The following is a 19,506-nucleotide window of genomic DNA, read 5'->3' as shown; positions in this document are numbered from 1 at the left end:
TGTCAGCATTACGCGGTGACATAAGTCAGGTCTCGATATGACGTTTGTCACTGTGCTTTTTTTGTAAAGCGCAGTAGACTGCTGGTATGTCGATTAATTAGAAACACCATGAAAAATAACGATAAACTCCAACAAAAAATGAGCTGGATCTACTTAGGTAATCTGATCTTTTTCTTTGCGCCTTTGTTTTTTGTCACCTTTACGCAGTGGCAATGGTTGGCTATGGCGGGCGGTTTAAGTGCTTTTTTATATTGTTATTTTTGGGCATATCGCTGCACACGAGAGCAAATGGTGCTGCCTATTATTGGTATTGTAGTGGTAGCAAGTGCACTTACTCCGATTAATCCGGGCACTATTTCAATGTTTGCCTATGCCGGATTTTTTATCGGTTTTGCTTATTCGTTAAGGCGTTACTTAACCTTAATGGTTGCTTTAGTTGCATTGATTTTTGCGCTCAATCATGTTTTTACTGTTGCGTGGACTGAGTTTTTAACCTTTGGTATTCCGATTATCTTGGGAGTCAGTGCGCTTGGTTGGGTTGAGCAAGCAAGGCTAAAACAGCGCTTAGCGCAGCAGCAAAGTGAAGACGAAATTAAACAGCTTGCCGCGATGGTAGAGCGAGAGCGCATCGCCCGTGATTTGCACGATATTTTAGGCCATACCTTGTCGAGCATTGTATTAAAGGCGGATTTAGCAAATAAATTACTTGGGCATAATCAGGTAGAAGTTGCGCAGCAGCAACTGCAGGAATTAAGCGATATTGCCCGTGCTGCGCTTAGCCAAGTAAGGCACAGTGTGTCTGGGTATAAGCATTTAGGTTTAACCGCTGAGGTCGCAAAACTATTTAACTTATTGCGCGATGCGGGTTTTTCGAGTGAATTAGTTGGTGAAGTCCCAAGTTTGCAACCGCGCCAAGAAACCACCCTAATTTTGGTATTAACGGAGTTAGTCACCAATGTCATTCGCCACAGCAAAGGTGATGTGTGCCAGCTGCACTTTAGCCGCAGCAATAAAGAGTTTCAAATACGTTTTAATGATAATGGCCACAGCAGCAGCATCAACGAAGGAAATGGTGTGACCGGTATGCGTGAGCGATTAGCCGCAATTGGCGGCCAACTGGTGCTCACCCAAAAAAACGGCTTTTGCGCCACCATAACCCTCACATTACAGGAATAACCCATGAATATTTTACTGGCTGAAGATCAAGCTATGGTGCGCACCGCGCTGGCGTGTTTATTGCGTTTAGAAGGGGATTTTACTGTAACAGAAGCGGCAGATGGACAAGCCGCGCTTAAATTATTAAAGCAAACACCTTTTGACTTATTGCTGAGCGACATTGAAATGCCAGGGCAAACAGGTATTGAGCTCGCGCAGTATATTCAACAACAAAAATTAGCCACCAAGGTGGTGATGATCACCACGTTTGGCCGTGCCGGTTACGTAAAGCGTGCAATAGATGCCGGTGTTGGTGGATTTTTACTAAAAGATGCGCCAGTTGAAGAGCTCATTCATGCCATTAACCAAGTGATGGCTGGCAAGCGGGTGATTGACAGCGAATTATTGCTCAATTCATTGGGCGACCAAGATCCGCTCAGCGATAAAGAGCGCCAAGCATTACGCCTAGCCGCAGAGGGTAAAAATACTCATGATATTGCAGCTGCACTTTATATTGCCGAAGGCACAGCGCGAAATTACCTATCCGAAGCCATTAGCAAACTCAATGCCATGAACCGAATTGATGCTGCCCGAATAGCAAGGCAAAAAGGGTGGTTGTAATTGATTTTGGAGTGTTTATTTTGTAACAAATAGCAGCAAGATGCAGGGTTATTAGCGACAAACGCAGCGGTTTGTCGCTAATGGCGATGAGACACAGGATGTAACATCGCCTAACCTAATGAGTGCAATAAGCGCGCTCAGTATTAACGGTAAAAGGCTTCAACTGTGCCTTTAGCTGTTAATAAAAGTGGTTGGCCACGACGGTCTAACGCCTTTGGTGATGCCACTTTTACCCAGCCTTCGCTGATGCAATATTCTTCAACATCATTACGTTCTTTGCCATTTAGACGAATACCGATGTCGTGTTCGATAACTTCAGCGACATAATGCGGGCTGCGCGGGTTGATTGAAAGGCGATCGGGTAAAGCTGGTTTTGTTGTATCAGTCATTGTCTTGGTCTTTAGTGAATAAAACATGCGCTATTGTAGGCAATACGGCCTGTTTGCTCAAGAGTGATGATCCGAAACCTGCTTTAATCAATTGGTTTAGTGAGTGATAGTTTTTTTGGGTGGGTAAGCAGGTGGTTTTAAAAAAGTGGCTGCCGTCCTTGGCTTGGGGTTATGCCGTTTTGCGATGATTGTTTAATATGAGTAATTGAGCATCAAGAGAGTTTAATGGTTTGGCAAGATAAAACCCTTGGATCTGTTGGCAATAAAGTGATTGTAAAATATGAATTTGTTCAATTGTTTCGACCCCTTCAGCAGTCACTTTTAAGTTGAAGGTATCTGCAATCGCACAAATAGCTTGTACAAGCTGCAAGGATTCATTGCACTGCGCAATATCTTGAATAAAGCTGCGATCTATTTTTATGCCACTCAAAGGTAGTGCTTTTAAGCGGGCGAGTGAACTGTATCCTGTACCAAAATCATCAATATGAATGCCAAACCCTTGCTCATATAAGTAACTTAAGGGCGTGATGAGGCGGTCTTCTTCGGTCATCATGGCTGATTCAGTGATTTCAATGTTGATGTTGTGAGGTGAAAGCCCAAATGAGGCGACTTTTTTAATGAGTTGTCCGACAAATCCTTCGTGCTCTAATTGAATGGGAGATACATTAATATTTATAAATACATCTTGATGCGGGGCATTTTGCTTAATCTGATGAAAAAACGATAAAGCTTGCTCACACACCCATAAACCAAGGGGGATTATTTTGCCCGACTCTTCAGCGATCGGAATAAATTCAGCAGGGCTAATTGCACCTAATACCGAGTGTTGCCAGCGTAATAAGGCTTCATAACCAATGACTTTTTTGTTGTTGTGGGTGCAAAATAATGGCTGAAATAACAATAATAACTCAGTGTTTAAATCAATGTGTTGCAGCGCCCGTTCTATGGTGAGCTTTCGGGTTACTGTGCGTGCTATTTTTGTTGAGAAAATACTAAAGCAATCTTTACCCGCCCGTTTTGCCTCATACATGGCAATATCGGCATCATGAAGTAATTTTTCGGCATCGAGAGTTTGACAAGGTACTGAATAGCGACGAATACCCAAGCTACCGCTTACCGTTAAACTGTGCTGTTGGTAAATAAATGGCCTTCTAATTTGCATCAAAATATCTTCGCATAATATTTCGATGGGGCTTGTAAGCTTGTTGGCATTAAATAGTACCGCAAATTCATCGCCACCCAAGCGAGCAATTTCTGCATAATGACCCATTAACAATGTCATGCGGCGCGAAAATTCGATCAGTAATTTATCACCTGCCAAATGGCCTAACGTGTCATTAATCAGTTTAAAGCGATCTAGGTCGATATAAATTAGGTAATACACGGCTTTTACTTGGCTTCTGGTGTGATTGATCTCATCTAAAAAGCGATGGCGATTGAGTAAGTCAGTGAGGTTGTCGTGCTCTGCTTTGTATTTTAGTTGTTCATTAAAAAGCTTAATTTGCGTGATGTCGGTGAGGCGACCTTCATAATACCAATGATTATCTTGTTGCATCCAGCTCCCGCTTTGTCTTAACCATACAGTGTCGCCGTCTCCTTTTTTAGCAAGCCATTCGATTAAGCTCGGTTGGCTTTTTTGTTTTAAGCTTGTTTGCCAAAGCTGATATTTTTCAGAGCAATAAATAAACGTACTTAATGTATGCGTTTGTTGGGCTGAGGGTAATGACAGCAACTCGGCAAAGGCGGGGTTGTAGTCGATTATTTGGTCGGCTTCGTTTAGGACAAATAGACCTTCTTGGGTGTTTAAAAACAATTTTTTATATTTTTGCTCTGCCGTTAATTTTAACTCAAGCGCTTGTACCCTCTGATTAGACGACTGGACCAGCTGATTATTGGCTTGTTTGAGCGAAGCGGTGCGCTCAATTACTAAGCGGTTTATTTTTTCATGGCGACCATGTAAAGATATTAGGTAAAGCAGTACCATCAATCCCGTGATCATGGCAATAAAGCTCACCAATAAAATAGTGAGCATCCGATTAGTGATAAAGGGTGGAGTTAAACTAGCTTCGGTATAAAGCAGTAGCTCTAGCTCTTGACCAAAAAAATTGAGATTAAGCTGTGCTGCTGCGGGTAAATGAGCAAGGTTAAATTGGGCATTCCAATCGGAGTTAAACACTTCTTTGTTTTTTTCAATGACGCGGATGTGGTGGTGGTGATCGGCGAATACTTGTTGATACAAATCCTCAAGTAATTTTGCCAGCTCTAGCCTTATGCCGAGCATTATTTGCATATTATCGGTTTTAGTATGATTGAGTAATAAACTCCATTGCGCTTGTTCTGCTGGCCAGCGCAGCGCTCTAACCTGTTGTTTTGTTGACAACTTTAGCCATAAATTAGGATCAATCGAGACAACTTGGCCAATGTTATGGCCATAATCCGTCATTGGTGCAGCTTTTAGTACGGCTAACAGTGGTTCATTAAGGGTGTCTGGGAGCGACAATCGGAAATCAAATTGGCCACTTTGCTGCGCCAATTGCGATACTTGCGCTGCGTGTTGTTCAGAAAAAACCACTAACATTTCAAAGCTGGCAGCAAAATTAAGCCCTTGCAAGTATGATTCTGCTAAATGGTTAAACTGGCGGTTGGTTTTTATTTCGGTTTCTTTACCTAATAAATAACTATCGAATGAATACAGTTGATTGGCTGCGTGCTGTAACGTATTTGAGAATACTTGAGCATGCGCTGAAAGTTGATTGTGTAATGTTTGCTGTTCTATTTTTTTATAATGTTGATTCAATGCGTTGGCGCAAAAGATAACAACAGCTGCAAATCCACAATAGCAACTTATCGCTAAAGCAAAATTTTTTACCTTTAAATAAAATGCTGCCATGATCTAGACTTATTTAATTTCATCAGTATGCTTGTTGCAATTGATAATAATTACTATTTGCAATGAAGAAAAGTCATTTATTTTTTTTAGCCCTCTTTTTACTTCCAACCGCTGAAGTATTAAGCAAACCGGTACAAGAATTAAACATTTATTCGTTTCGTCAGCAGGAAATCATTGCGCCAGTGATTCAAGCATTTGAAAAGGAAACGGGGATCCGAGTTAATTTAGTGCACGGTAAATCAGATTATTTACTGCGTCGTTTAGCTGAAGACGGTGAGACTAGCCAGGCTGATGTGTTATTAACTTCTGATTTGGCGCAGCTCAATCATGCTCAAGACTTGCTGCAGCCATTTGATGATTTTGCTGGGCTGGCTAAGCTTAATCCTGATTTATATGATGACAAACGTCATTGGGTAAGTGTTTCAATTCGCGCGCGCGCGTTATTCACTCATACCCAAACACAATTGCCCATCCCCACCTCGTTTAGTGAGTTAAGCAATCCTATTTATCATGGTCAGTTTTGTATTCGTGATTGGCGCCATAGTTACAATACAACGTTAATTAGCACATTAAGTGCAACAGCGAATCAGTCGGATATTAACTGGTTACAAAGTAAGGATAAATTATTAGCTAAACGGCCATCCGGTGGTGATCGAGATCAGCTAAAAGCATTGGCTGAAGGAAAGTGCCAATTTGCGTTAGCGAACCATTATTATTTTGAGATGCTCAAAGCCTCAGATAATAAAAAAGACCGCGAAGTAACAAATAAGCTGCAATTACATTGGCTAGTCACAGCGCAAGGGTTTACTCCGGTATCAACAACAACCGTAGCAATTACGCGTTATGCGCCTAATGTAAAATACGCTAACCAATTTGTGCAGTTTCTTTTAACCAGCGCAACACAAAAAACGTATACCCAAAGTTTGTATGAATTTCCGGTGATTGGCATGCAAACAACGGAGTTTAGTCAGCAATATCCACCTCTTAAGCCGGCATTGTCATTAATTAAGCGCGCTCTAACTACTGAGTAAGATGTGTTTTTATAATAACAAATTTTTTAATTATTTAAATTCAATGTATTGGAAGGTTAAGTTTGTGTTTTTTACTATTTGAAACTCGTTAGATACTGAACGGTGAATAACAATAAACAGGTTTGTTTATTTGTGTATTTGCGACTAGCTTTAAAGCGAAGTTGCTTATTTAGGAATGGCGCAATATGCAAGATAGTTTACCGATACACAATACCTTAGGCTGTAGCAAATGTGCTGAGGTCGACAAGCTTGATTTTGATTTTACCATGGCGTTTCAGCCGATTGTAAATTGCCAAACAAACACTATTTTTGGTTACGAAGCTTTAGTACGTGGCTTAAATAATGAATCGGCCTTTTCAGTGATTGAGCAAGTTAATGATGAAAATCGCTATAGTTTTGATCAACAATGCCGTATTAAAGCCATTGCATTGGCTGCAGAGCTTGAGCTTGATTCAATGCTTAGCATTAACTTTTTACCTAATGCAATTTATCAACCCGAGCGCTGCATTAAAACCACCCTTATGGCCGCCAAAAAATATAATTTTCCAACCGATAAAATTATGTTTGAATTCACCGAAGTTGAAAAAATAGTCGACAGTAAGCACGTTCAACGAATCGTTGAATATTACCGTGCGCTTGGTTTTATTACTGCAATTGACGATTTTGGGGCAGGTTATTCGGGGTTAGATTTATTGGCTAATTTTCAAACTAATATCGTTAAACTAGATATGGAGCTTATTCGCAATATCGATAGCGACTGGATCCGCCAATCAATCGTTCGTAACTGCTTAAATATTTTCCGCGATTTAAATATCACGCCTTTGGCTGAAGGTATTGAAACCCAAGCCGAAATGCTCTGGCTTAAAGAGGCTGGCATTGAATTAATGCAAGGCTACTATTTTGCCAAACCAGGTTTTGAAACCTTACCAAATGTTAAGTGGCCATAATCGTTTTAAATCGATTGTATTTTATTGCTTTTACGCTTACTTTGTTGAGCTAATCTATTGTTAAATAAAATTAAAAATAAAGGCAGTAAGATGAAAAATAAGGTGGGTTATCTTTTTATACAAAGCGCTGTGGCTGTTTATCGCTGCTTATTTGAGTCAGCAATTGGCTATGTTAGGCGTTGGTATCATAATGACGGTACTTGAAAGTGTTAATTTACAATAACAGCTTCACCTTAATTCCTCTAATAAAAATGAGCAGCTAAGCTCGTTTAGCTTTTATTTTTAGATACCTCAGTCGGCTTAATACTATGAAAAATTTAATCTTCACTTGCCTATTGTTCGTGGCCTTTTTTGCACACAGTACAAGTACACCTGCTAACAGTTCCACTAAATACATCGCATTGACCTTGGATGACTCTCCGCGCGCAGCATCGGGTTATTTAGATGGTCCAACACGGGCAAGTCGGTTAGTTGCAGCACTTAAAGCTTATGATGTGGCACAAGTTGCTTTTTTTAGTGTCAGTGCGAATTTAACTCAAGAAGGCACGGCACGTTTAAAAGCATATAGTGATGCGGGTCATTTAATTGCGAATCATACTCATGATCACCCTGATTTTAATGCTGTAACGCTTGCGCAATATATCGCTAATTTTCAGCAAGCTGACCGCGAACTCTTGCAATTTAACACCATGATTAAGCTATTTCGTTTTCCTTATTTACGCGAGGGCGATACGGTTGAAAAGCGTGATGGAATGCGTGCCGCCCTTGCAGCTACAGGTTATAAAAATGGCTATGTGACGGTCAATACATATGATTGGTATATCGAAAATCAGTTTCAAAATGCGATAAAAGATGGCGTTAAAGTCGATTTGGCTCGCATGAGCAGGTATTACGTCGACATGATGATGCAAAGCATTGAGGCGTATGATGAGCTGGCAATGAAGCAATTAGGTCGCTCACCTAAACATGTTTTATTGCTGCATGAAATGGATATAACCGCGTTGTTTATTGGTGATTTAATTGCTGAGCTTAAACGCAAAGGTTGGCACATTATTTCACCGCTTGTTGCTTATGAAGATGACATCGCTGCTTTTCAAACAGCCGAAGTCTTACCCTATAACCCTGGGCGAATTGGCGAAATTGCGCGAGCTAATGGTCAAACTAAAGGTTTGTGGCCACAGGCATTACAAGAAAGTTATTTAGATCAGCAGTTTGAGCTGCAAGTTATTGCTCAAAAGTAGTGCTTATTACAGGTTTGCCTCTGTATTTTTTTAAACGAGACTGATGCAGTAGGTAGTTCAAAATGGATACTGAGCGTACAAAACAAAGGGCTATTTTTATTTCTAGGCACAAATTTTTCGTTACTATTTTTATAACTCGCGCTATAACAAAGCAAAATAATTAAGAAAATAAAATATGTTTAGTAATTTCCCCATTTCTCTTGCGCAATTACCTGATATTGAACAGGTTGAATTTGCGCCATTAGATCATGATGCTACAAAGGAATACAGAATCAGTACTTTTTTGTTTTTGTTGCCTTTTTCATTACTGCTTGGCGTTGGGTTGTTCTTTTTAGGGCAAGCGAACTTAGAGCTTGCAATCGGGCTTGGTAGCTTACTGATCGTGATTAATTGCTATATTTTTTGGTTTATTGGGCTTGCGGTAAAACGCACCGGCATTGCGTTGCGAGAACATGACTTTTTATTAAAAAAAGGGGTGTTTTGGCAAAAAGTGATTATTGTGCCCTTTAACCGAGTACAACATATTGAAACTCATCGTAATCCAGTTGAGCGCAAGTTAGGGCTATCGAGTTTAAAATTATTTACCGCAGGTGGCATGGGCGCAGATCTTGAAATTAATGGGCTCAATGTTGAACGCGCCAGCCAAATTCGCCAGTTTATTTTAAAACAAGAGCATGCAGATGAATAACGGTGCATCTTTACATGCATGGCAAAAGTTATCGCCCGTAGCCATGGTGTATTTTGTGCTGCATTTTGTAGTGCGATTCGTGAAAGATGGCCTTATGAACATCGCTCCTGTCGCTGTGGTGTTTATTACTCAGGTGGAGCGTAAACTCTTTTGGGGATTAATTGGGGCTGCTGTATTGGGCGCTTTATTAGTGATTTATTCGGTGCTTTATTACTTAAACTTTCGCTTTAAAGTGAGTGATCACGAAGTCATCTTAAAAAAAGGTGTCTTTAAAAAGGAACGTATTACGCTGAATTTTGCCAAAATTCAGAATATTAATATTGCAGTGCCTTTTTATTTTAAGCCTTTTAAATTGGTTAACTGCACCTTTGATGCCGCAGGATCATCAAAACAAGAGGTGGGCTTGCCGGGAATTGGCGAAACGGCTGCGATATTAATGCGTGAAAGCGTATTTAGTTATAAACAACAGCAATCGCCTTTAGTGTCAGCTGCTGAGCCTGTGGCGATTGAAGTCGATGAACAGCCGATTTTTAGTTTAAAAAATAAAGAAGTGGCAAAGTTTGGTTTAATGTCATCAATGATGGCGGTGGTGTTGGTGGTTGCTGCGCCATTTAGTGAGCATATTGTGCGCTTTACTAAGCAAGAATTTGTTAAACCCCTAGTGGTAATTTATGAGCAGTTTGTGCCCAATGCTGCTGCCGCGGGCGCGCTTGCAATTACAACGGTAGTATTAGCGCTGGTGGCATTCTTTTTAAGTGTATCTATTTTAGGCTCCCTACTGCGTTTTTATAATTACCAACTTTACTTTAGTGCTGGCAAACTTAAACGTGTTGCAGGGTTGCTTGAGCGTCATCAAATGTCGCTTAATACCAATAAAATTCAAGCCATTGAAGTAAAACAGAATTGGATGGGATTGTTTTTAAAGCGTTTTACGCTTAGTTGTAAACAAGTCGAAAATAGCCAATACGGTCAGACTAAAAAAGGCCAATTATTTATTATACCTGTGCTTGATAGGCTGCAGTTGCAGCAAGCCTTTGATTTATGTTGGCAGCCATGTGATTTAAAAGCGATCCCTTTTGTGCCTATCCACAGTCAATATTTGCGTAAAAACTTTACGCTGTTTTGGTTGTTACCGGGTTTATTGCTCACGACGTTAGTCTATTTTATAGGGGCTGGATTGCATTGGATTTTGCTACTCGAATTTTTAGCTGTTGGATTAGTATTATGTTGGCTGCGTTATAAGCGCTATGGTATTTATAGTGATGGTGAGCGCGCATTTGTTCGTACCGGATTAATAGGTTCGCAAATAACGGCATTTTCGTTATATAAAATTCAACAAGTACAAAAAACACAAACCCCTATGATGAAGCGTTTGGGTCTTGCCAGTTTGCAGATACAGCTGGCCTGCGGCAAGTTAAAAGTACCTTATTTACCAGCGTGTTTAGTGAACCAGTTTATGAATATTGCTTTGTATCAAGCCGAGTCTAGCGATAAAAACTGGTTATAAAGCCTGCGATGAATCTTTTTGCCTCATGTTTGCGTATCTTTAAAGATTAAGCAAAAGGAGCGCAGCATGCGTGTTTGTCGCTGGTGGTTAGTTGTTTGTATTGTTTTATTAGTGGGGTGCGGCGGTTCAGGCGCCAGCGCCCCAGTGATCTCGCCAAATGTGACAGCGGGTAATGAGCAAATACCGCTTAAATATCAGCAAAGTGAGCTGACATCTTATTTAGATTTAACCTATAGCCAACAAGACAATTACCAAGGTGAGCAATATAGTTCGGCGCTGAATATTGTGTCTGAACGTGGCAGTAATACGCTAAATTTAACCTTAGATTTGTATCTACCTCCCAAAGCAGAGCCTCGGCCCTTAATTATTTTTATTCATGGCGGTAATTTTTATTCTGGTAATAAAGAAACACTGCAAGAAAATGCTCAGCAATACGCTCAACTAGGTTTTGCTACTGCGACGATTAATTACCGCTTAACCAGCCAAGTATTGCAAGACCTTGCTTTTGAGTACCAAAGGTTAGCTATCGATCACGCGACCGAAGATTTAAGTAATGCAATACGGTTTTTAAAATATCACAGTGAAAAATATGGTATTGATACAAATCGAGTGATGTTAATGGGGAAATCGGCGGGTGGCGTAATGGCGCTAATTGCAGCGCTTGAAGCCGATACGTGGTCTGAAAATCCAGAGTTTTTTGGTGTATCAGCAAGTGTTGCAGCGGTTATTTCGACAGGAGCTGCGTTAGAACAGTGGCAAAGACAAAATTTAACCTCGGATAGCTCCGACGCTCCGGTATTAATGTTTTTTAATGTATTACAAGATCCGCTTACCGGATTAAGCTGGCAACAACATGCGCTGCCAACACAGCGCTTTATTACCTCATCGGGTAATACCTGTGAGCTGATTGGCAACGATGAAAGTGTGCATACGATAGATTTTACTTATGGAAGTAATTATTTCATTGATATTTATAACTTTCTACAGCGTTATGACCAAACATAAAGCCATAAAAGCCCACTTACTTGAACTTTAAATATGAGTCTGTTTAGTCACTTTTTTCGTGTATGTAGTGCAGGCGTAGCGTCATTTAAAAGCGTTTATAGGGGTGGTTACAGCCTAAAAAATGGCAACTACTTTAGATAATGAGCGAAGGATGTCACTAAATCACTAAAATTGACCCTCAATCACCGAAATTCACCACTGCTCACTTAAGTTAAAAACGATTGCAAACGCTGCTCTATTCTTACCTCAACCACGAAGCACAACGCTTCAAAATATTGAAATATTAATGTTTTTTGAACGAGGGAATGAAAGTGAAAAAATTAACCATAGCAGTATTAACCATCGCAGCACTCGGTGCTTTTAATGTAAACGCTGCTGAGTTTTCAGGCACTGATGAGAGTATAGAAACCCAAATTTGCCTTGCAGTAGCATCGGGCAGTAAAGGTAAACTTCATCGCATTGTACGCCAAAGCCAGCAAAATATGCGTTTTATCTCACAAAGTGTTAAATGTAATGGTTTAAGTTTATCGCAGTTTGCCGCTGATCACGGCGCAAGTGACATTAGTAAGCAGCTTGCTAAAGTGGAGCGTCCACTGAATGTTAAAACAGTGACTGCCAAGCTATAAGATTATGAAGTAAAAAATATCTGAAGTATCAAACCCGCCTCCCAGCGGGTTTTTTATTTGTATTTAAACTTCGTTCTTTAAAATAAACTGGCTGTTCAGGCTTAACGTTATTTATTGTGCGCCTTTTAAGACAAACCGCTCATTCTAGCCTGAAAGAAATCATGATATCGTGCTGAAAATAGAATAAAAAAGGTAAATGAGATGACTATAAAACAGGCTGTTTTGGCAGGGATTCTGCTTTTTGGTGCAGCAGTTGCGGCACATTCAGCATTAGATATAAACGATTGGAGCTATGCAGTTGATCCTCATGGGAGTGCTGCACATTTTCATGGTTTAAAAGATGGGGCTATTAGCATTGAGTTTGAGCGCGTGCCGCGTGTTGATAAACAAAATAACTCATGGGTTGAGCTGATTTATACTTTGCCGCATGGCAATTTAACAGCAACAGAAACCATTGAAATTCATTATCAAAGTGATCAACCACTCATAGTGAAGCTTTCACAATCGGATTACGGTAAAGAAGGTGATAATAGTTACGCCCACTACCAAGCTGTTTTGCCAAAAGCAGAGCAATGGCAAACGCAAACGTTAACATTCGAGCAGTTTAAGCGCCCTTCATGGACACCAGCAAGTTCGTTAGATAAAGGCTTAAAACTAGCTAATATCTCTGCAATTTATTTAGTGCCTTCTTTAACCGATGAGCAAGGTGGTAAAGCGGCACTTGCGGTAAAGAAGATTAAGTTATAAATACAATATATTTTTCATTACCTAATCGTGGGCTGATTTAGAAAGTAGCAGCCATAAAAGATTATGGTTAAGTTGATCAATTGATACTTTATGAGTTTATGTTTTGATTTTATTGATCTTTCAAATCATATAAAGCGATGCGTTTCAACGTTATAAAATAAAAAATTATTCACAATTTTGCCCGCTCAAAGGGTTATGTTTAAGATTATCTTATGCATAGCCCACATATTTTCTCGCCTTGTATCACCGTTATTAACCTTTAAACACTAAGTGTAATTTTCACTATCGCTCGGTGTTAGGCTCACTGTATCAGCATTTTTTAACTCAGGTTGTAGGAGTGGTTATGTCAACAGAGCTGAATATCTATGTATTATTTACGCTGTTATTTATTGTGATTGCGATTAATTTTTTACTTCATGGTTTGGTATTTGTTGCTATCGGATCGTTGCTTTTGTCAGTATTTTTTACATTGTTAACGTATTTTGAGCGTAGTCGATTAAGCTTGTTCTGTTATAAAAAAATAATCTATTTAACTAATAAGATCTAATCTTGAGTTTGACTGAGTTTTTTAGGAAATAGTATGAAAACATTACTTAAGTTTTTAATGGTTGTTTTTATTATTATAGCGATAGCCGCTGGGGTTCAATCTGGTCGTTGGGTTGTGAGCTTGTTTATCATATTTATCATTGGTTTGATGTATTTAGCTATTTTTAAAACGGCTAGCAAAGCCACTGCAAATAAGCACGCTGATGCAGATGGCAGTCTATGGAGTAGTCATTCTTCGTTAAGCGATAACAGTTGCGATGGTAGTGGTGACTCAGGTGGTGGCGATTAGCACAACAGTGAGTTATCTGGAGGGTCTTTAACGCATAAAAACAGGGTTAATATTTTTCCAATCCGCTAAATCTTTTCTACTACACTTATAAAACTGTTCATTTTTTTGGCTTTTAACGCTTGAGATTAGCTTACTTATTTTTGCTATTTTTTAGTTTGGGGGCTTTGGCAAAGCTGCCTGTGTTTGAGCAGGTGCATCAAACTATGTCTCATTACAGTCATACTGAAGGTTTGAGTCAGGTTTCTGTTACCGCCATTGCACAAGATCAAACTGGGTTTATTTGGTTAGGCACTCAAGCTGGTTTAAATCGGTTTGATGGTTATGAGTTTAAACAATTTTTTGCGGTGCCTGAGCGCAAAGATTTCCTTGCTGGTAATTTTATCAATGCGTTATGCGTGGTTCCGCATCAGGGGCTGTGGATAGGTACAAGCACAGGATTAAGTTTTTATAATTTTGACACCGGACTATTTAAGTCTTATCTCAAGCGTTATCAACAAGAAATTCCATCCGATCAGGTTACTACCTTAGCTTGCAACGCAGAGGCTGTGTTTGTCGGTACCCAAAGCGATGGGGGGTATTATTTAAACGTCAGCACCTTGGCCATTGAGCCAATAGATATTGAAAAAAATAATAAGATTAATCAACTAGCCCTCAATGGAGATAATTTATTTTTTGCGACATACCAAGGTGTCTATGTTTATCGTTTAAGTGACAAGCATGTTATGCAATTGACCACCGAAGCTGCTGTGAGCTTATTAGCGGCAGATCAAAAGTTAGTGATTGGTCGCCAAGATGGGGTATTGCAAGTTTACCAAAATAATACAGAGTTTGAGTTATTGTGGCAGCGCGCCATTTCACATAAAGAAAGTAATATCATTCATAGCCTCGCGTTTAATGATAATCGTATTTGGACTGGGTCGAACGATGGAGTAAAAAGCTTTAATCTTGATGGTAAACAAACGTCACATTATTATCATAATGACCAGCTAGGTGATAGTTTGGCAGACGATATGGTTTTATCATTAGCGTTTGACGACAGAGATAATCTTTGGATTGGTTCAGAGTCGGGCGGGGTTAACTTTTTAAAAGCTCACATCAAACAACTCGGTTATGTTAGCCGGTTTAATTACCCGAATGCGCCATTACAGAACCCTGATGTTCGTGGTTTTATGGCTGACCCACAGGACAGAATTTGGATTGCCACTACGCGAGGAATTTATATCTTTGCAGGTAAAGGCTTCGCTAAAGTTGAAGATATTTACCCTGCTTTTGATGTTATAAATAGTTCATTTGTATCGTCTATTTTACGAGATGGTGATGATATTTGGGTGGCAACCCGGGGTGATGGTGTTGCCAAATTTAATATTGTCAGCGAAGAAATTACGATTTATTCAGCACATAACCAAAATGCACCTACCTTAGTTTTTAATAGTTTAGAAAAGTATAACGGTGAGGTTTTGGTTAGCACGCGCAGCAATAGCATCCTAAAATATGACGCACAATTAGATGCGCTGATCCCATTTTTTAGCCCGCAATTAGCACCTCCAGATGAAGTATCCGATATGTTGGTACATAACGGAGATTTATGGTTTGGCTCTTTAGGGCAAGGTTTATTTAAATTTCACCAAGACCAACTGTACAACCTAAATTCAGATCAAGGTTTGTTATCAAACTTGGTATTTATGCTTACGGTTGATAAGCAAAACCGCATTTGGGCCTCAAGTGAGGTTGGTTTAAATGTAGTGAGTGACGACGTTAAAATAATTAAAACCTTTGACCGTAACAATGGCTTAAAAAATGATGCAATTTGGTCGTTGGTTTATGATTTGCAAGGAAGTGTTTGGTTGGGTACGAGTGGAGGTTTAATTCGTATAAATATCGTTGATTTTAGCTACGAAACCTATGTAAAAGCCGATGGCACACAAGGGCTTGAATATAATTTTGGCGCTGTATGGCTAGCGCCCGATGGGCGGGTTTTTATTGGTGGTTCGCAAGGGTTTAACCAGTTTTATCCGCTGTCGATTACGGCACAGCTTCATCCTGCCAATATTGTATTGACGGATATTTCAATTTTGGGCAAAGCTATTATACCAAGCGATAAAAATGCATTGATTTCAAAGCCCGCCGAATTAGTTTCAAACATAGAGCTTGATTATTATCAGGACATTATGTCGTTTCGCTTTGCTTCGTTAACCTATTCTTCGGCGAAACATTTACAATATTACTACCGCATTTTAGGTTTGTCTGATACTTGGCTTGCACTTGACCAAGGCAACAGGCAAATTAATTTACTAAAATTACCCCCAGGGCAGTATCAAATAGAAACCTACGCTACTGATCAATTTGGTAACCAGTCAGAAATTCATACCTTAGCACTCTTTTTGAAATCGCCTTGGTGGTGGAATAAAACGAGCCAATTTTTTTACCTTGTAAGTATTTTGATGTTAGCGGGATTTTTTGTTATCCGTAAACAGCGGATGTACCGCAAAGTGGTGGCAGATAATTTAGCTATGGCGCAATTACAGCAACGTCTTGAGCTTTCTTTATGGGCCAGTGGTGATGAGTTATGGGATTGGGATGTACAAAGTCATCGAGTGCACCGTTATTGTGTGACGGCGCGCATAGATTTTGGGATTCAAAGTAACGCACCTGAAACGCAGTTGAGTGGCGATTTTGTCCATCCTGAAGACCGGTATCTTTTGCTGCAAAAGCTCACGCAGTGTCATGAAAATCATATCGATAGCTATGAAGTAGCGGTTAGAGTAAAAGACTTTTTTGATAATTGGGTGTGGGTACTTGATAAGGGTCGAGTCATTGAGCGAGACGAAAATGGCCAACCGCTGCGAATTGTGGGGGCATTAAAAGACATAAATCAGCTAAAACTACACGAAGCAACCTTACAAAAACTCAATGATGAACTTGAAGCAAAAGTAGCGATGCGCACCCAAGAGATCTCGAGTAAAAACCTCAAGCTTGAGCAAGCTATGGTTCAGTTAAAGGCGACACAGCAAGAATTAATTGAAAGCGAAAAAATGGCATCGCTTGGGGGGGTGGTTGCTGGTGTAGCACATGAAATAAACACCCCGCTAGGTATTGCGATTACTGCCATTACCTATAACCAAGATTGTTTAATCAGTTTAAAAAATAAGTTAGAGCAAAAAATATTAAAGCAATCGGAACTTGAAGAGTCGATTCAAATGCAAGGTAGCGGCTACACCTTGATTATGAAAAATTTAGATCGGGCCAATCAGTTAATTTCAAGTTTTAAACAAGTTGCGGTCGATCAGAGCTCTGAAGCATGCAGAGAAATCAATGTAACAGAGTATTTGCATGATGTGGTGTTCTCTCTCAAACCTCTTTGGAAAAATAAAGATCTGCAAATTCAAATTAACGGGCCAGATAAGCTGCTGTTTAATACTTACCCTGGAGCGCTGCATCAAATTTTTACTAATTTGATAAATAACTCCGTTATTCATGGCTTTGAGGGTTTAGATCGCGGCCAAGTTTGCATAGAAATTAGCGTACATGCAGAATGCATTCATCTTTATTATTTTGATAATGGTTTAGGGATGGCGCCTGCGATGGTGAGCCAAGTTTTTTCACCGTTTGTCACATCTAAACGAAGTCAAGGTGGCAGTGGCTTGGGGATGCATATTGTGTTTAATTTGGTGACTCAATTGTTTCAAGGTGAAATTAAGTGTTATTCCACACCTGGACATGGTGTTGAGATAAAAATGCGCTTGCCATTAAAATTACCAGAAAATAAAGCAAAATAATTATGGCGTTTGCATGGTTTTTTGTTATTAAAACTTGCTATTGTGCCCATCGAATTTAAAAGTGAGTGAGGACGTTCTTCTTGTGATGCCGCAATATAATGATATTTTGCAACAGATTAGCCAGCAGGCTGCAGCCTGTTTTGGTCAGGGCCAAGTCGCCAATTACATTCCGGCATTAGCCGATGTACCTGCCAAGCAATTTTCTATCGCAATTCATACGGTTGACGGCCAAACCTTTTTTGCAGGTGATGCCCATGCTACGTTCTCAATCCAATCCGTTTCTAAGGCGCTGACACTGACCTTGGCCATGCAGCATCACGGTGATGAGTTATGGCTACGGGTCGGTAAAGAGCCTTCAGGTACTGCATTTAACTCTTTAGCACAGCTTGAATTTGAAACAGGAATTCCACGCAATCCCTTTATTAATGCTGGGGCGCTGGTGGTATGTGATGCGTTGGTGAGCCGCGTGTCGGCACCTGTGTTTAACATGCTTGAAACCGCGCGTTTATTAAGTGGCAACGATAAAGTAGTTATTAATAAAAAAGTCGCAGATTCTGAATACCAACATCGCCACCGAAATGCTGCCATGGCGCATTTAATGAAGTCGTTCAATAATTTTGATAACGATGTTGATACCGTACTGCGTGCTTATTTTAGCTATTGCGCTATCGAAATGAGCAGTATAGAACTGGCCAAAATGTTTAGTTATTTAGCTAATCAAGGTATTTGCGTGCAAACCGGTAGGCAAATGCTAAGTGCAAAACAAACGCAACAAGTGAACTCTCTATTATTTACTAGTGGTTTATACGATGCCGCAGGTGACTTTGCTTTTCGCGTTGGTATTCCCGCAAAGTCAGGAGTTGGAGGGGGCATTATCGGTATTGTGCCGGGTAAGTTTACCGTGTGTGTTTGGTCACCAGAATTGAACGAGTTTGGTAATTCAGTGGCGGGCTTGTATGCTCTTGAGCGCCTTGCGGAACAGCTTAAAATTTCAATGTTATAAATACGTTAAGCAATTTTAAACGTTGCTGAACATGAATAAAAATCACAGTGTTAACTAATGCTTGTTGTTAGCCAGTGTTAGCGGCACAATCAGATAAAATTTTTGTTTTACACTGACTCACATTAATAGGATGCCTTATGAAACTTTCTCCTTGTGTAACAATTATACAAACAGATACTGACCTTGAATATTTAGCCATTGAGACTGAGCATTGCAGTGCAACTATTTTTTTACAAGGAGCGCAGTTAGCTTCGTTCACGCCAAAAAATAAAGCCCCTTTAATTTGGATGTCGCAAGAGGAAGATTATCAACCAGGTAAAGGCTTGCGCGGCGGTATTCCAATTTGTTGGCCTTGGTTTGGTGTCAGTAAAAATGAAGGCTGGCCTATTCACGGTGTTGCACGTACCAATCTTTGGCGCGCAGAAGAAGTAAACGAATATGCCGAATATACCGAAGTCATTTTATCCTTACCTATGGCGCAAGTAGATAAAACCTATTGGCCTTATAAAAGCGAATTGAAAGTTGTATTCCACTTGTCGCATGTTTTAAAAGTGACGTTGATTAATACCAATTTAGATACAAAGCCGTTTGAATTAACACAAGCTCTGCATACCTATTTTCCGACATCAGACATTACCGCTACGCTGGTTGATGGACTGCAAGGGTCACAATTTATTGAGTTTGGTGAAGGCCCATTTGCGCAAACTGACGTGGTGAGTTTTGCTCGTGAAACCGATATGGTTTATACCCAAGCAAAAACAATGCAGCACATTAATACGCCTGAGGGTACGATTGCAGTTGGTCGTGAAAACTCTACGTCTTGTGTACTTTGGAATCCTTGGATTGAGAAAGCTAAGCGTTTGTCTAACTTTGCTGACGATGAATATAAAACCATGTTATGCCTTGAAGCGGGCAATGTGATGGACGACAAGGTCGTGCTGGCACCGGGTGAAAGCCACAGCTTAAGCACGATCGTTTATTGGGTTTAGTTTTTCTAAATTTTGTACTAAAAAAGCCTTTAATTTAAAGGCTTTTTTATTTTGCT

General features: G+C 40.0%; 17 protein-coding genes. 15 read left to right on the top strand and 2 right to left on the bottom strand.

The window, feature by feature from the left end; genetic code table 11:
- Positions 1–108: 108 nt before the first annotated feature.
- Positions 109–1,176 carry a sensor histidine kinase gene (locus tag AC3KZC_RS17075; RefSeq protein WP_490578639.1) on the top strand — a complete coding sequence of 356 codons (1,068 nt, stop codon included), beginning with the start codon at positions 109–111 and terminating at the stop codon, positions 1,174–1,176.
- 3 nt (positions 1,177–1,179) lie between these two features.
- Positions 1,180–1,776 carry a response regulator transcription factor gene (locus tag AC3KZC_RS17070; RefSeq protein WP_490578638.1) on the top strand — a complete coding sequence of 199 codons (597 nt, stop codon included), beginning with the start codon at positions 1,180–1,182 and terminating at the stop codon, positions 1,774–1,776.
- A 143-nt stretch (positions 1,777–1,919) separates the two neighbouring features.
- Here the strand turns inward: AC3KZC_RS17070 and AC3KZC_RS17065 are convergent, their stop codons facing one another.
- Positions 1,920–2,165, bottom strand: a complete 246-nt coding sequence (locus AC3KZC_RS17065; RefSeq protein ID WP_490578637.1) for a DUF3297 family protein — start codon at positions 2,163–2,165, stop codon at positions 1,920–1,922.
- Positions 2,166–2,334: 169 nt separating this feature from the next.
- The gene (locus AC3KZC_RS17060; protein WP_490578636.1) at positions 2,335–5,055 is read right to left on the bottom strand and encodes a putative bifunctional diguanylate cyclase/phosphodiesterase; all 2,721 of its coding nucleotides are present in this window, start codon (positions 5,053–5,055) and stop codon (positions 2,335–2,337) included.
- A 62-nt stretch (positions 5,056–5,117) separates the two neighbouring features.
- Here AC3KZC_RS17060 and AC3KZC_RS17055 point away from each other — a divergent pair, with 62 nt between their 5' ends.
- The 13 genes from AC3KZC_RS17055 (at position 5,118) to AC3KZC_RS16995 (ending at position 19,450) form a co-directional block, all read left to right on the top strand.
- A complete protein-coding gene (locus AC3KZC_RS17055) occupies positions 5,118–6,086 on the top strand; it encodes an extracellular solute-binding protein (RefSeq protein ID WP_490578635.1) in 969 nt (322 codons plus the stop codon).
- 185 nt (positions 6,087–6,271) lie between these two features.
- The gene (locus AC3KZC_RS17050) at positions 6,272–7,033 is read left to right on the top strand and encodes an EAL domain-containing protein (RefSeq protein WP_490578634.1); all 762 of its coding nucleotides are present in this window, start codon (positions 6,272–6,274) and stop codon (positions 7,031–7,033) included.
- Between the two features lie 308 nt (positions 7,034–7,341).
- Entirely contained in the window at positions 7,342–8,274 is a 933-nt protein-coding gene (locus tag AC3KZC_RS17045) for a polysaccharide deacetylase family protein (protein ID WP_490578633.1), read from the top strand.
- A gap of 175 nt (positions 8,275–8,449) precedes the next feature.
- Entirely contained in the window at positions 8,450–8,962 is a 513-nt protein-coding gene (locus AC3KZC_RS17040; RefSeq protein WP_490578632.1) for a PH domain-containing protein, read from the top strand.
- Entirely contained in the window at positions 8,955–10,469 is a 1,515-nt protein-coding gene (locus AC3KZC_RS17035; RefSeq protein WP_490578631.1) for a PH domain-containing protein, read from the top strand. Before AC3KZC_RS17040 ends, AC3KZC_RS17035 begins: the two co-directional genes overlap by 8 nt.
- 66 nt (positions 10,470–10,535) lie before the next feature.
- Positions 10,536–11,474 carry a carboxylesterase family protein gene (locus AC3KZC_RS17030; RefSeq protein ID WP_490578630.1) on the top strand — a complete coding sequence of 313 codons (939 nt, stop codon included), beginning with the start codon at positions 10,536–10,538 and terminating at the stop codon, positions 11,472–11,474.
- A gap of 305 nt (positions 11,475–11,779) precedes the next feature.
- Positions 11,780–12,100 carry a DUF3718 domain-containing protein gene (locus tag AC3KZC_RS17025; protein ID WP_490578629.1) on the top strand — a complete coding sequence of 107 codons (321 nt, stop codon included), beginning with the start codon at positions 11,780–11,782 and terminating at the stop codon, positions 12,098–12,100.
- A gap of 201 nt (positions 12,101–12,301) precedes the next feature.
- Positions 12,302–12,847 carry a CIA30 family protein gene (locus AC3KZC_RS17020; protein WP_490578628.1) on the top strand — a complete coding sequence of 182 codons (546 nt, stop codon included), beginning with the start codon at positions 12,302–12,304 and terminating at the stop codon, positions 12,845–12,847.
- Between the two features lie 343 nt (positions 12,848–13,190).
- On the top strand, positions 13,191–13,394 hold the full coding sequence (locus AC3KZC_RS17015) for a hypothetical protein (protein WP_490578627.1): 204 nt from the start codon (positions 13,191–13,193) through the stop codon (positions 13,392–13,394).
- Positions 13,395–13,427: 33 nt separating this feature from the next.
- Entirely contained in the window at positions 13,428–13,682 is a 255-nt protein-coding gene (locus AC3KZC_RS17010) for a hypothetical protein (RefSeq protein ID WP_490578626.1), read from the top strand.
- Positions 13,683–13,885: 203 nt separating this feature from the next.
- The gene (locus AC3KZC_RS17005; protein ID WP_490578625.1) at positions 13,886–17,458 is read left to right on the top strand and encodes a sensor histidine kinase; all 3,573 of its coding nucleotides are present in this window, start codon (positions 13,886–13,888) and stop codon (positions 17,456–17,458) included.
- A gap of 85 nt (positions 17,459–17,543) precedes the next feature.
- Positions 17,544–18,461, top strand: a complete 918-nt coding sequence (glsB, locus tag AC3KZC_RS17000) for a glutaminase B (protein WP_490578624.1) — start codon at positions 17,544–17,546, stop codon at positions 18,459–18,461.
- A 137-nt stretch (positions 18,462–18,598) separates the two neighbouring features.
- Positions 18,599–19,450 carry a D-hexose-6-phosphate mutarotase gene (locus AC3KZC_RS16995; RefSeq protein ID WP_490578623.1) on the top strand — a complete coding sequence of 284 codons (852 nt, stop codon included), beginning with the start codon at positions 18,599–18,601 and terminating at the stop codon, positions 19,448–19,450.
- Positions 19,451–19,506 lie beyond the last annotated feature (56 nt).

It is taken from the genome of Pseudoalteromonas sp. J2K-J031 (assembly GCF_058197095.2).
The sequence above is the reverse complement of the archived record's forward strand: the minus strand, read 5'-3'. Positions and strand labels throughout refer to the sequence as shown.

Coding starts and splice junctions, on each gene's coding strand:
- AC3KZC_RS17075 (WP_490578639.1), top strand. CDS start 109: ATGAAAAATAACGATAAACTCCAACAAAAAATGAGCTGGATCTACTTA.
- AC3KZC_RS17070 (WP_490578638.1), top strand. CDS start 1,180: ATGAATATTTTACTGGCTGAAGATCAAGCTATGGTGCGCACCGCGCTG.
- AC3KZC_RS17065 (WP_490578637.1), bottom strand. CDS start 2,165: ATGACTGATACAACAAAACCAGCTTTACCCGATCGCCTTTCAATCAAC.
- AC3KZC_RS17060 (WP_490578636.1), bottom strand. CDS start 5,055: ATGGCAGCATTTTATTTAAAGGTAAAAAATTTTGCTTTAGCGATAAGT.
- AC3KZC_RS17055 (WP_490578635.1), top strand. CDS start 5,118: ATGAAGAAAAGTCATTTATTTTTTTTAGCCCTCTTTTTACTTCCAACC.
- AC3KZC_RS17050 (WP_490578634.1), top strand. CDS start 6,272: ATGCAAGATAGTTTACCGATACACAATACCTTAGGCTGTAGCAAATGT.
- AC3KZC_RS17045 (WP_490578633.1), top strand. CDS start 7,342: ATGAAAAATTTAATCTTCACTTGCCTATTGTTCGTGGCCTTTTTTGCA.
- AC3KZC_RS17040 (WP_490578632.1), top strand. CDS start 8,450: ATGTTTAGTAATTTCCCCATTTCTCTTGCGCAATTACCTGATATTGAA.
- AC3KZC_RS17035 (WP_490578631.1), top strand. CDS start 8,955: ATGAATAACGGTGCATCTTTACATGCATGGCAAAAGTTATCGCCCGTA.
- AC3KZC_RS17030 (WP_490578630.1), top strand. CDS start 10,536: ATGCGTGTTTGTCGCTGGTGGTTAGTTGTTTGTATTGTTTTATTAGTG.
- AC3KZC_RS17025 (WP_490578629.1), top strand. CDS start 11,780: ATGAAAGTGAAAAAATTAACCATAGCAGTATTAACCATCGCAGCACTC.
- AC3KZC_RS17020 (WP_490578628.1), top strand. CDS start 12,302: ATGACTATAAAACAGGCTGTTTTGGCAGGGATTCTGCTTTTTGGTGCA.
- AC3KZC_RS17015 (WP_490578627.1), top strand. CDS start 13,191: ATGTCAACAGAGCTGAATATCTATGTATTATTTACGCTGTTATTTATT.
- AC3KZC_RS17010 (WP_490578626.1), top strand. CDS start 13,428: ATGAAAACATTACTTAAGTTTTTAATGGTTGTTTTTATTATTATAGCG.
- AC3KZC_RS17005 (WP_490578625.1), top strand. CDS start 13,886: ATGTCTCATTACAGTCATACTGAAGGTTTGAGTCAGGTTTCTGTTACC.
- glsB (WP_490578624.1), top strand. CDS start 17,544: ATGCCGCAATATAATGATATTTTGCAACAGATTAGCCAGCAGGCTGCA.
- AC3KZC_RS16995 (WP_490578623.1), top strand. CDS start 18,599: ATGAAACTTTCTCCTTGTGTAACAATTATACAAACAGATACTGACCTT.